The 12,709-nt window shown below is 30.0% G+C and carries 15 protein-coding genes and 2 pseudogenes; all 17 read right to left on the bottom strand.

Going from position 1 to position 12,709, the window contains the following annotated elements; all coding sequences use genetic code 11:
• Nucleotides 1-78: 78 nt before the first annotated feature.
• Nucleotides 79-1,023: a DUF4424 family protein gene (locus MKX14_RS12310; RefSeq protein WP_240282561.1), complete on the bottom strand. Its 945-nt coding sequence runs from the start codon at nucleotides 1,021-1,023 to the stop codon at nucleotides 79-81.
• Between the two features lie 119 nt (nucleotides 1,024-1,142).
• Nucleotides 1,143-1,487: a hypothetical protein gene (locus MKX14_RS12305; RefSeq protein ID WP_240282560.1), complete on the bottom strand. Its 345-nt coding sequence runs from the start codon at nucleotides 1,485-1,487 to the stop codon at nucleotides 1,143-1,145.
• Nucleotides 1,488-1,801: 314 nt separating this feature from the next.
• Nucleotides 1,802-2,260 (bottom strand): hypothetical protein, encoded by a 459-nt coding sequence (locus MKX14_RS12300; RefSeq protein WP_240282559.1) that lies wholly within the window; start codon nucleotides 2,258-2,260, stop codon nucleotides 1,802-1,804.
• A 250-nt stretch (nucleotides 2,261-2,510) separates the two neighbouring features.
• Nucleotides 2,511-2,705 carry a hypothetical protein gene (locus MKX14_RS12295; protein ID WP_032003275.1) on the bottom strand — a complete coding sequence of 65 codons (195 nt, stop codon included), beginning with the start codon at nucleotides 2,703-2,705 and terminating at the stop codon, nucleotides 2,511-2,513.
• Between the two features lie 174 nt (nucleotides 2,706-2,879).
• Nucleotides 2,880-3,197, bottom strand: coding sequence for a hypothetical protein (locus MKX14_RS12290; RefSeq protein ID WP_005802557.1), 318 nt, complete (start codon nucleotides 3,195-3,197; stop codon nucleotides 2,880-2,882).
• A gap of 165 nt (nucleotides 3,198-3,362) precedes the next feature.
• Nucleotides 3,363-4,042, bottom strand: a pseudogene (locus MKX14_RS12285) (hypothetical protein).
• A 2-nt stretch (nucleotides 4,043-4,044) separates the two neighbouring features.
• Entirely contained in the window at nucleotides 4,045-4,602 is a 558-nt protein-coding gene (locus tag MKX14_RS12280) for a hypothetical protein (protein WP_046813486.1), read from the bottom strand.
• A gap of 176 nt (nucleotides 4,603-4,778) precedes the next feature.
• Nucleotides 4,779-5,483 (bottom strand): annotated as a pseudogene (locus MKX14_RS12275) (hypothetical protein).
• A gap of 168 nt (nucleotides 5,484-5,651) precedes the next feature.
• Nucleotides 5,652-6,185: an NAD(P)H-dependent oxidoreductase gene (locus MKX14_RS12270; RefSeq protein ID WP_240282558.1), complete on the bottom strand. Its 534-nt coding sequence runs from the start codon at nucleotides 6,183-6,185 to the stop codon at nucleotides 5,652-5,654.
• A 21-nt stretch (nucleotides 6,186-6,206) separates the two neighbouring features.
• Nucleotides 6,207-6,800: a LysE family translocator gene (locus MKX14_RS12265; RefSeq protein WP_240282557.1), complete on the bottom strand. Its 594-nt coding sequence runs from the start codon at nucleotides 6,798-6,800 to the stop codon at nucleotides 6,207-6,209.
• A 12-nt stretch (nucleotides 6,801-6,812) separates the two neighbouring features.
• Entirely contained in the window at nucleotides 6,813-7,370 is a 558-nt protein-coding gene (locus MKX14_RS12260) for a nitroreductase family protein (RefSeq protein WP_240282556.1), read from the bottom strand.
• Nucleotides 7,367-7,612, bottom strand: a complete 246-nt coding sequence (locus tag MKX14_RS18325; protein WP_430622880.1) for a 2Fe-2S iron-sulfur cluster-binding protein — start codon at nucleotides 7,610-7,612, stop codon at nucleotides 7,367-7,369. Before MKX14_RS18325 ends, MKX14_RS12260 begins: the two co-directional genes overlap by 4 nt.
• A 13-nt stretch (nucleotides 7,613-7,625) precedes the next feature.
• Nucleotides 7,626-8,372 (bottom strand): ABC transporter ATP-binding protein, encoded by a 747-nt coding sequence (locus MKX14_RS12255; RefSeq protein ID WP_240282555.1) that lies wholly within the window; start codon nucleotides 8,370-8,372, stop codon nucleotides 7,626-7,628.
• A gap of 7 nt (nucleotides 8,373-8,379) precedes the next feature.
• Nucleotides 8,380-9,294, bottom strand: coding sequence for an ABC transporter ATP-binding protein (locus tag MKX14_RS12250; RefSeq protein ID WP_240282554.1), 915 nt, complete (start codon nucleotides 9,292-9,294; stop codon nucleotides 8,380-8,382).
• A complete protein-coding gene (locus MKX14_RS12245; RefSeq protein ID WP_240282553.1) occupies nucleotides 9,278-10,081 on the bottom strand; it encodes an ABC transporter permease in 804 nt (267 codons plus the stop codon). The genes MKX14_RS12250 and MKX14_RS12245 overlap by 17 nt, the downstream gene beginning before the upstream one ends.
• Nucleotides 10,078-11,091: an ABC transporter permease gene (locus tag MKX14_RS12240; RefSeq protein WP_240282552.1), complete on the bottom strand. Its 1,014-nt coding sequence runs from the start codon at nucleotides 11,089-11,091 to the stop codon at nucleotides 10,078-10,080. The genes MKX14_RS12245 and MKX14_RS12240 overlap by 4 nt, the downstream gene beginning before the upstream one ends.
• On the bottom strand, nucleotides 11,084-12,706 hold the full coding sequence (locus MKX14_RS12235; protein ID WP_240282551.1) for an ABC transporter substrate-binding protein: 1,623 nt from the start codon (nucleotides 12,704-12,706) through the stop codon (nucleotides 11,084-11,086). Before MKX14_RS12235 ends, MKX14_RS12240 begins: the two co-directional genes overlap by 8 nt.
• Between the last annotated feature and the right edge of the window lie 3 nt (nucleotides 12,707-12,709).

Below are 12,709 nucleotides of genomic sequence, written 5' to 3'. Positions count from 1 at the left end.
CCTAATGTGTGCCATGTCTGGTTCATGACACACAATCAATATTGAGGCAATTTGGTCAAACCAGAAGCTGGTATCAAATTATCGAACTCTAACAAAAATAATATCTAGGTCTTTTTTGGGAACAAACTTAGTCTTGGCCATTTGAAATTGAGTTGGACTAATCTTTTTAACTTGCCCATCCCAACAAAATGAAACCAGTTCGTCTTTATCGCGCTCAATGGTGAGCTTAAAGTTTTCAATTGGTTTTGCCCAATTTGCGCCCGTCGTCAAAATATAGCCCAAAGCACTAAACGGAGAATTTTCTGCACTGGCTTTTTTTAAGCCCTGCTTAAATTGTTTATCCATACAAAATTGCTGGTTATATTCGTCTGGATAGAGAGCTACAGAGCCACCGACCAAAGGTTTATATTCATGGTGAATTCTAGTCAAACTATTGGCCTTAAAAGTTTGCTTCCAACTATAGATCACTTGAGATGACCATGGAATAACATCATCTTTTTTAAAATTAGCTAAAATTTTCTGTATTTGCGGCTTATTACATTGTTTTAGCTTGTCTACATAATATTCATAATCATAGTTAGTACGAGTCCATGGGTTTAGCATCTCTTTTTCACTAAAACCGCATTGCTTAAACTCATCCGTTGCATCAATCAGTGGCGATTTTTCATCTTTTTGAATAAACGTTCTGACATGTATCTCGGGTTTTATATTTTTTCCATCTACCACAATTTTAAAACTTTTTAAAAGCTGTTCGGTGTGAGCAAAATCAGATTCAAAAAAATTATCAATGCGTGGTAACGGAAATAAAATCGTTTCCGTTACGTCTTTATTACTTAAATTTTTATAGAGGTAGTCGACCTTAATAATCTTTTTACTAATAAATAGATCTTCGCTTTGCATGGCAATCTCTGAGTTTTTGAGATATTGAATCCCACCTGTACCTACATAACCCGTAGAGTCGTTGGCTAGACCATAGGTAGATAGCGAAGCTAAAACAGCAAAGGTTATTGCAAATTTTTTCATTTTAAAGCGCTCTATCATTTTCTAATTATGAAATGTCGATCTGGAATAAAGCATAACTGTTTAAGCATAGATGCGGTTAGTTTTTAGTAATGACTTATATCGCTTTAAATCTAAAAAATTTAATGAAAACTTAGTTTTTGTCTCGTCATCTTTTTAGGCACACTAATTTTTCCAATAAAGTTGGTTAGCCATAAAATGCATTCATCACGGTGTTCAAAGTGAGGCATCAAACTAAGGTCGATTTTTATATCTCTATCTGCCAAAGGCAAACTCAAGCAATATTCAAAGTCAATCGACTTGTATTTTAACTTTAGATTTTTTTCTTCGGCTTGTTTTTTGATTTCCGCCATGATGCGGTTAAGGTTAACAATCAAATTATTTGAAACTTGATTGTTCTCATAGACACGTTCATAGACGTTTTCAGCAACGTCTATATATTTTATAAGCTCTGCATTTTCATTCATCTTATTTACACTCTCTTTTTTTTAAAGATTATGTATAGCTAAATGTTTAATTGCGTTACTAGACACATTACTTATGTCAAAAATGTATATTTTCCCTTACCACATAATACAATTAAAATGTTGTTATTTATAAAAAATATAAAATTATTAGCACATTTACACACACTTTAATATTCTTTTAAATTGTAATTCCGACAGAATAAAACCAAGTTATGAGTAATTTTTAAACAAAAAAAAACCGCCCCAGAAGGCGGTCGCTGAGTTAAAACCAGCAGGTATATAGAAGTAAGGTGGACGTTTACTTCTATATTCTTTTATGAAGGAGTTTTATTAGTTTTAATAAAATCCTCAGATTTAAAATAATTGATAATCATGTCTGCATGCTCTTCTTTTGGAGGAGCAACAGTCATGGGAAACGCATCTTTCGACATCTTAAAACCGGGTGGTAAAAAGTGCGAAATTGGCGGTAGTTTAGGCTTTCCACCTTCTGTGATTCGCTCGATAAAACCTGCCAACCATAGAAGATATTCACCTTCATTTACGAACTTCGGCATAACACTCAGATCAATTTTAACTTTGCATTCGCTTAACGGCTTGGTTAAGTTTTCTTCAAAGTCGATATAGTTGAATCTGAGCTTAAACTCCGTTCCTTTGATAGCTTTTCGGATCTGACTAATTAAACAGTTAAGGTTCTGAGTAATGTCATCAGTGAATAAGCTATCTTTTTTAATATTTTTATAAACCTTTTCGGCTACAGCTAGATACTTTGGCATTAACCTCTCTCCGTACTATTGTTATAAAGTGCTGATCTATGAATAATTTATGACTCTGATTATGCTTAAAGAAGTGTAAGTAAAAGTAGTCTTATTTGAGCGGTTTGTAAGTAATAGGTGCGTTATGTAAAGTGCACCATAAAAACTCTTAAAAAAATTATGGTTTTGATAACTCATCCGCAAAAAAGCATGGTTGAATAGAGTTCATCGGAAACATTTACTTTCATATTATTTTTACCATTTGGTAAAATTAATATGTTTTCATTTGCTTATCTCGTCGAACTAAACCAAGAACAGCTCGACGCACTCGTATTTCTTCTTCAGAAAAAGGTAAATGTTCGATGAGCTCGTAAATTGAGAGAGAATTATTTTCTATCAAGAAGCAGTCTTGCTCTGTTGTCCAATTAGTCGTAGCCGATTCAGTTTGTTTTAAATAGCGTTTCATATTTCCTAGCAGACTTGTTTACACATACAAAAAGCCTGCCTTTAGGCAAGCTTATATTTCAGGTTTTGAATTGATCATTATTATAGCAGTCTATACATGATATGTTCAGTTAATATTGTAGCTGCCCTAACTAAACATTATAAAAAAACCCACTCACTGTGGGCTTCTTAATGGTTACTGTGCGGCATTTACCCCAACAATAAACTGACTACAATTAGAGCCTTCAGATGCATTACCTAATTGCTTTTCAGAGAATTTAAATTTAGAGGCAACTGACTCGTAATCTTTTTTAAGGGTTTGGCCAGTTAACTCTCCAAGCTCTTTGACTTGTTCTGGTTGTAAGATGCCATGTTCAACTGCTTGATTTACCATGACACAGGCTGTGGTCATCGCGTCATAACGCGCAGCAGTTTTAGAGTAACCTAGAGCACCGATTACACCACCAATAATTAAGCCAATAATCACCGCTAAAGTTACGTGCATTTTATTCATTTTTTAAATACCTAAAAAATCTAACTAAACTAAAAAGGAACACTTCAAAAGATTGTGTTCAAGCCCAATTAGGATAGTCGCGTTTATAGGTTATAAAAAGTTAGATTCTGTCACATTTTTTGATAGGTTAAGTGAAATGTGTTTTATCAATTCAAAAGAAAAATATCAGACCTTCCTAGTTCTCTTTCGTTTTTTGCTTGATACCTCTAAAGGAATAGCCACCTTACCTGTACCTAACCCGCGAAAAAAATAATTAATGATGTATAAGAATAAAAGATAGGAAAAATGCTAAAGGCAGTACTTATAATTTCCCAAAACATAACCCCGACTCTATAGTTATAACAGAATGATATGAGTCCACCTCTACGTCTAGGCCTTTGCTGAGTAATATCATCCTCAATAAAGTGAAAAATTCCCATGACAAAACACCCAGCAAATGTACTTGAGACTAAAGTCTTTTTAATTAGAGGCTTTTCTAGCCAAGGGTATTTTTTTGAAGATTCAAATTCGGCTTTGAAAAAGAATTTATAAATTTCTTCTTGATAAGCTTTATTAACCCCATATTTTTTAATAAAAAAATAGCAGATAACACAACCAACAAAGAACATGACTATAGTTATGTAAAGGCTATAAAGAATCGTAAAAAACGGTAATGGGCCTTTCGTACCAACAGTCACATGCATAGTTTGTGTGATGTATTGATATAGCTCGTACTGCCATTCGTTTTTAGGATGAGTAGGAAATACAAATAAAGGAATAATAAAAAGAATAGAGCATAAGGCTATATTTCCTCTATTTTCTTTACTTTTCCGTGCAAGCGTAGAAAGAAAATTTTTAGAAGCCATATCTATATTTTACAATTTGGAATCATGTGTTTAGCTTTATAAAACTCATCAAAAGCCTTCATATCATTTAACCATGGAGAGATAGTTTCCAGATTACGTTTATTAATTTTTTTTGATGCCAATAGCCTTGGTGAAGAATAATTTTTCTGCTGAATTTTTTGATTATATTGTTGTACAAACATAAGCTTTAAGCATAATCCTCGAATGCCCTTATTACCAAAATATGAATACTCAGAATATTTATTTAAGACATCTTTCATTTCTTTGTATTCACCATTCCAAACATAAAATGAGCTTAAACCATTCAAATCGTTAATATATATCTCATCATTAATAGGGTTTAAATCTAGCCCTTCTTTTAAAATAATACTGTTTATTTCCACTTCATCAGATAAGTCCATCCAAAAAAAAGAAGCCATGACTTCTTCTGAAAATCTTATTCTGGCTTGCTCTGTATCCTTAGGATATACAATAAAAAAATAATACAATCCTAGAAAAATAGTAAAACCTAATATAATAGAAAGTAATCTCCAAAAATTAGTACCTTTTATAATATTCATAACAAGCCATTCATTTTATTTAATATCTTGTGAACGAACTTTACTCTATGTTTTAGATGAAATCAAAAGAAGAGAGAAAGTTTCGTTATATGAAATATATACTTATTTTTACTGTGCTCTTTTATGTTTAAAAGAGCACTTTTTTGAAAGTACTTTATTAAGATATTCCTAAACCATCAAGGTAAAAACGGTTTTGTCAAAAATACAAACCCGACTGAGAAAAAAGTATTATCGTGATGAGACATTTGGTTGTCATAACTCGCGTTTAATTGAACAAAATCTTTATAGACCATGTATCGAAAACCTGTTTGGTAAAAGGCATCATTTCGGTCATTACCATATATCTCAGCAGTGAGTGTTAATGGATGAGCAAGTTGTGTTTCGGTTCCAATACCCCACGTGGTTTGATTTTTATGTGTGGTATTTTCACGTAACTACCCCATATTGGCATGGATTAAAAACTTATCATCTAATGTAGAAACACTTAAGGGAACATTAACCGTCCAATCTTTCTTTGAAGAATCTTTAGTATTAATTTGAGTACCAAATGAAAAACCGATTCCCCAATCATTCGTTTCTAAAGACTTTAATAAAGTCTTACCTTGTAAAGTTGCATAACTGACATGCTCAGTATCATCATTTACTCTCCCCATCCCTACAGCAAATTCAAAATTACCACCAAAATTACAGGCTGGTGTTGCCCAATATTCTTTGCTGTCAGAGTTATGCTGCGCCCATGTTTCTAGCTTGCAGGTTTTTGGAGAAACCAGAGCAGCATCGTCAACAACCATAGGTCTTCCACTATGGCTCACGCTAGATAATGTGAATAAACAGAAACCAGAAATAAGTGAGCGTTTCTTTAAAGTAAATAACATTGGCATCACTCCCATAAGTCATGGAGCACATGCAAGTGCTGCAATCTGACATGAATAAATTTATTAAAGTGTACGACTTTGATTAAAAAAGGGGTTAAAGTTATTGATTTTTCATCACGATTTTTTATGGTCATCAATAACTATTAAAACTAACAACTCTATCCCCCATAAAAGTTAAAGTTTTTTAATAAATTTTATATATTCAATAGCACTACTTTCTAACTGATTAAAATTAATTTCATCCTCAGCACCATAAAATGAAAAACAAGAACAATAGGAAGCTTTAACATATAAAGTAGTTAATTTAAAAGGTAAAAGAACATTTTCTAAAGTAGCTGAGTACTTACCTTTCTCTGAGAAGTCTATTTCTTTACTTCCTGCCGATACAGCAAAACCAATTTTTTTATTAGCAAGCATATTACCTGATGATCCATATGCCCAACCATAAGTAAAAATATTATCAAACCATTTCTTCAGCAATGGTGGACAGTTAAACCAATAAATTGGAAATTGAAAAATTATAGTGTCGTATTTTTCTAACATAATTTGTTCATATTTTACATCAAACTTTCCATTTGAATATTTACTATAAAGCTCATGTACAACTATTTCATTTGGATACTTCTTCAATTCTTCAATCCATCTCTTATTAACTTTAGAAGTCTCAATGTTAGGATGAGCAACAATAACGAGTGTTTTATTTTGCATCAATACATACCAAAAATTAAATCAAAAAAATTCAAAAATTATTGAAATAGCGGAAATTATTAACAAACCACCCATTAACATATTAAAATATTTCATACGATCACCTTTATTTAAAATTAAGGCAAACCGATCTCCACAAACTCCCCAAAAAAACAAGCAAACATAGCAAGTTATAAAATATATAATAATAAAGGTAACTAAACTAGTATATCCATTTAAAGAGGAAAACATTGTAGTCCCCGATATACAAGCTAACCAAGCTTTGGGATTTAACCATTGAAGTAAGAAGCCATCTCTAAAACCCGGAACAAAAATTTCCTCATTATCATCTACGGATACTTTAGAATCCGAAAACATAATTTTATAACCAATATATGAAACGAACAATGCACCTAAAATAGCTAATATTTTCAACAAATAGGGGTATGTAACAAAAATACTATGCAGACCAAAACCAATAAAAATTAAAAGTAAGACAAAGCCAATTGTAGCTCCAGAAATATATGATATTGTCTTTCTAAGACCATAATTAATACTAGTGGATAATATTACTGTATTAACAGGGCCTGGTGTAATCGACATCGCAAATGAGAAAAGAAACATTGACATGAACATAATTAATCACACTTAAACAATTGAAAAAAAATCTTTTTGATCAACTACAGTTTTTCGAGGAGTTCTAATTAATTTAGACCCCAAACTTATGAATCCTACGATTGAATCAGGCTGACTAAGATTTAAAAATTCTCTTAAATCATTATTTGTACACCATTTTCCAGTCCTCCAGTAACAGGCATAACCTAACAACTCAGTAGAAATTATTATTTGCTGAATCACAGCTCCAATCGTTACATATTGCTCTGTAACCGGTACCGCATGATCATTATCAACTTTTAATACACAAATTAAATATGCTGGAGAATTATAAAATTTACTATTAAATTTTTTTAAATCCGATTCAAATTGTAAATTATCACTATAAAACTCTTTTTTTGGTGACATTAATTGTCCTAATTCATCCTTTTTTTTTCCAGAAAAATAATAAAAATGCCAATTCCTCAAGTTTTTATGTACAGGTGCAGTCAGCGCGCACTTAAAAACATTTTGCAAAATATCATTTGGAATTTCATTCTCTAAAATTGGTTCTGATTTTCGCATCATAATTTTACTAACAAATTCATTCATAATATAATCTCAACTATTGAATCACTAATTTGATGTGTAACGCAGGCTCTCGCTAGTAAAAAGTTTCCAGTAGTATGATCGATAATTCTTATTAGGCATGAGCCACATAATCCTCTACGACATGAATTTTTTATTTTATAACCATTAGACTCCAAATTAATTAAAATTGACTTTTCTGGATTAATATTAATTTTACAGATAGATTTATTAAAAACCACATCTAAAATTATTTTTTTTGACATATAAACCTCTTTATTAAATTTTTATAGAGTTATAATTATCTACCATTAGCTTGGTTAAGTCCTTTTCAGGATTATGAAATATATCATACATTTTTCCATGCTCTATAATACTACCTGTATCAACAACATATATATAATCTGATAAATGTCTTACTACATGCAGGTCATGTGAAATAAAAATCATCGTGATTTTCTGATTTTTATTTAGTTCTAGTAAAAGATTTATTATTTGAGACTGTACAGAAATATCTAAAGCTGAAAGAGGTTCATCTAAAATAAGAATTTTCGGATTAGGAATTAGTGCTCGTGCAATATTAATACGTTGTAGTTGTCCACCACTTAATTGACTAGGGAACATATCTAAAACAATATCATTAAGTCCTACTAAAGAAAGCATACTAGTACATTTTTCCCTACACTCATTATTTTTTAATTTTAAGAGATTTTTACAAGGTACTTTCAAGCTTTCAAAAATTGTTCTTTGTGGATTTAAAGAACTATAAGGATCTTGAAAAACAATTTGTAGATAACTATAGAAATTTTTATTTGATATTCCTTTGATATTAAAATAATCATTCTTATACTTTAATTCAATTAACCCAAATTTAAAATCTTCTATCCTTGACAAGATTTTTGCAATAGTACTTTTTCCGCCACCAGACTTTCCAATAATAGATGTTATACTACCTTCTTCAATATTTAAATTGATATTATTTAGTATATAATTATTTATATTTTTAACTCTAAGTACTTCTTTCATATTAACCTCAAAAATGACATCTATAGGTAGAATCTTTTAATTCAGGCACATTCGTATTACATTTTTCTTCAACTAATAAACATCTATTTGAAAATCGACAACCTATCACATATTCATTTGCAGCTAAAATTCTACCTTTAATAGTTTTAAGATTATCCTTGTATTTAATATTTTCACTAGGAATAATAGAAATTAACTCTCTTGTGTATGGATGTTTTGCATGATTTAATATTTTATGTGTTTCTATTTTTTCAACTATCTGACTGGAATACATAACAATTGTTTTATCAGCATATTTTTTTATAACTCTTAAATCATGAGATATTAATATTAGACCCATTTTCCTTTTATTAACTATTGCTTTTAATAGATTTAATATCTGTTCTTGTACTAAGGGATCTAAAGCTGTGGTGGGTTCATCTGCTATTAATAGACTAGGTTCTCTAGCTAACATTAAAGCAATTAGTATTCGTTGAGCCATACCGCCTGAAAGTTGATGTGGATAGAGTTTTAAACATTTTTCAGCATCTTTAATTCCCATCTCGTTCAACAATTCAATTGATTTATGCTCAATATTTTCACACTGACTATTCAATAACATAGCATTCTTTAATTGGCTTTTCACATTAGCTGAAGGGTCAAGTGCAGTATGAGGGTTCTGAAATATCATCGCTATATGCTTCCCTCGGAGAAATTTTACTTCATCATAGCTATAACTTTTATCTTCATAATTATATGAGCTAAAACTGGTTACCAAATTTTTGCTATTTAAGGCAAGCAGTGTTTTAGCTAGTAAGCTTTTCCCACTTCCTGATTCACCTATAATTCCAATGATCTCTCCATGATTTACTTCTAAATCAATGTTATCTAATAAAATTATATCTTCAGCTTTTACTTTAAGTTTTTCAATTTTTAATAGCATTTTTTTCTCTTTTATTAATTGTAAGATTCTCACCTATATAGTTTAAAAATAACACTACCAACATTAAACATAGGCCTGGCAAAATAATGAGATATGGATTAGTACTAAAATAATTACGTGATTCTGCTAACATAGCTCCCCATTCGGGCAATGGTGCAGGTATTCCTAATCCTAAAAAACCCAAAGCAGAAATCTCTAATATTACTTCGCTAAAAGACAATATAGATTGTTGCATTAATAAATTTTTAGAATTTGGTAATATTTCATTTTTTAAAATTTGTATTTTGCTACTACCAGCCACTTTAGCAATTGTTATATAAAGTTCAGTATTAATACGACTTGTAATAGAATGTGAAAATCTAATAAATCTAGGTATTAAGACAATGACTAATGCTATAAATAGCTCTAACACACCACTACCAAAAATAGCTACTATTACAATTGCAAGTAAAATACCGGGTATTGACATTAAAATGTCGGAAAAACGCATAATTAAAGACTCAATTGTGCCTTTTCTTATGGCAGCATAACACCCTAAAATAAAACCGAGAATAGATGATACAAATACAATAATGAGTGCTAAACCTATTGTATTTATTCCTCCCAGAATTAATCTATCTAAATATGATCTACCTATATAATCAGTGCCAAAAATATAAGAAAAACCATTATTCAAGCTAGGTTGCAAAAGAACTTTATCTATATTTTGAGTATACGGATCTAGAAAAAAACAAGAAATTCCCAATAAAATAAAAGGAAAGATAAAAAAATGATTTTTATTTATCATACTTTCATCCTTTGCTTTGGATCGATTATTTTCACTAGCATTTCAAGTATAAGATTTACAAATAAAATAAATACCCCTATGAAAAGTATTACTATTTGAATGACTGGATAATCTCTACTTAAAACACTTGTTACAAGAAATCTACCTATTCCTGGCCAAGAAAATATTGTTTCAGTAATAATAGCACCTGCAACAGTCACATTTATTAAATACAAACTTGAGATCGTTAAAACTGGTACTAATATATTTCTTAAAACATGCTTAAAAAAAATACTAGATTCACTCATTCCTAAACTTTTTGCAGTTAATATATAATCTTTTCTCAAAACTTCTAAAATACTAACTTTAGTTATCTTTGCTATTGAAACAATAGGCACAATTGACATTGTTATAATTGGTAAAACCATATGATTTAAGCAACTAAAAAAGGCAGTAAAGCTATAATTTTTATAATTATCACCTGTTAAACTATCAATTAAATAAAATCCAGTATAGGGTATTAAATCAAATTCATAATCAATTCTACCTGAAACTGGAAATAAGTTAAATTGTAATGAAAAAATATTTATCAACAATAATCCAAGCCAAAATATTGGAATACAATAAACAACCAACATACTACCAGACAATATTCTTTCGACTTTAGAGTTAAATTTATAGGCCAAATAAATTCCTAATATGCTACCTATAAAAAAAGAAAAAATAAAAACAATTAAACCCAACTCAAAACTAGCTTTCCATCTAGGTAATAATTCAACTAGTATTGATTTACCACTAACAATTGAATGACCAAAGTTTCCTGTAAAAATATTCAATATATATATCTTAAATTGTTCATACAACGGATGATTTAGGCCCAAACTTTCCATCATCATCCTATATTGTGTTGGATCATTTCCTCTATCACCAAGCATTAATAAAACTGGATCACCTGGTGCCAATCTTATTAAAAAAAATGAAATCAAGAATATAAAAAAAATGGATATAAAAAAATTTATGGATCTATTCATTATTTTCACCTTTAAAAGTTAAATATTGAAAATAATCTAAATCAAAAGGGTTATTGATATATCCGTTGAGTCTATTATTTGAAATTCTATAAATATCGGCATGTGCAAGTGGTACAATCGGTTCATCATTAGCTAATATAGTTAAAGCTTCTTCATATAATTTTTTACGAATATTCTGATTATTTGTTAGTTTAGCATTTGTAATAATTTCATTAAATTCTTTATTACAATATCTAGCATTATTTGAGCCCTTATCAACAGACTCACAACTTAATAATGGAAATAAAAAGTTATCTGGATCACCATTATCACTATTCCATCCCAACTGTACTAATTGATGCTCTCCATTTTTAACTTTCTGTAAATATGTTCCCCATTCATACGATTTAATTTTTACACGAATATTAGCTTTAGCTAAGTCTGATTGCATTAATTGCCCCATTTTCTTCCCATCAGGATTGTATGGACGAGAAACTGGTAAAGTCCATAATTCAAGATCGATACCATTTGGGTAGCCAGCTTCGTTTAATAATTTTTTTGATTCTTCTATATTATAATTATATTTTTTCACACTATCATTATATCCTAAAACATTTTTAGGATATGGATTGATTGCTATAGTTGCTTTATTATTGTACACAATATCTATATAACTTTTTTTATTTAATGCATAAGAAATTGCTTGACGAACCTTTAAATTATCTAATGGTTTCTTTTCCGTATTTAAAGCAAGATACCCAATATTAATTCCTTCATTTTTAATAACTTTAAATTCTTTATTTTTAGTTATCTCATCTATATCATGTGGATTTGGCGAAACAATAATATCACACTCACCCTTTTTTAATTTTTCCATACGTACACCAATATCAGGTGTAATAGAAATAATTAAATTTTCAATTAGTGGCTTATCTCCCCAATATTTATTATTAGCCTTATATTTTATTACACTATCAGGAACATAACTAATAAAATAGTATGGCCCAGTTCCTAATGGAATATTATCAATATCTTCCCTCCTATTTTCCTTAATTAAATAATCAGCATATTCCTTTGAAAGAATTGACATAAATGGCAAAGCCATATTCTTGATAAAAATATAATCTGGTTTTTTCAGTTTTATTCTTAAATTTAAATCATCAATTTTATCGACACTTTCAATATTTTCACTAAATCCCATTCCTTGAAAATATTGATAATTTACTCCATTAACCTTATGGTATGGATTATTTACATCTAACTGTCGTTCAATTGAAAATATTACATCATCCGCATTTAAATTTCTTTTGGGTTTGAAAAAATTAGTCTCCTGAAAACTAATATTATTTTTTAACTTAAAAACGTATTCTGTTCCATCTTTACTTACTTGCCAACTTTCAGCTAATGACGGCACGATTTCCATTGTGCCAGGTTTAAAATCAACTAACCTATCGTAAATAGTCGTAGCAGTAGCTGTTCTAGCTGTACCAGATAGAGTTTTCTGAGGGTTTAAAAGCTCTGGTGAACCCTCAGAACAATATATTAAAGTATTTTTATTTTCTTTTTTGGGTGGTGCACAACCTATCAAACTAATTGATACAGTGATGACACCACAAATTATCATTTTTTTTTTCAATTC

The organism is Acinetobacter pittii (assembly GCF_022449185.1).
In the GTDB taxonomy this organism is placed as follows: domain Bacteria; phylum Pseudomonadota; class Gammaproteobacteria; order Pseudomonadales; family Moraxellaceae; genus Acinetobacter; species Acinetobacter pittii_I.
This window is presented reverse-complemented; position numbering and strand designations above follow the sequence as displayed.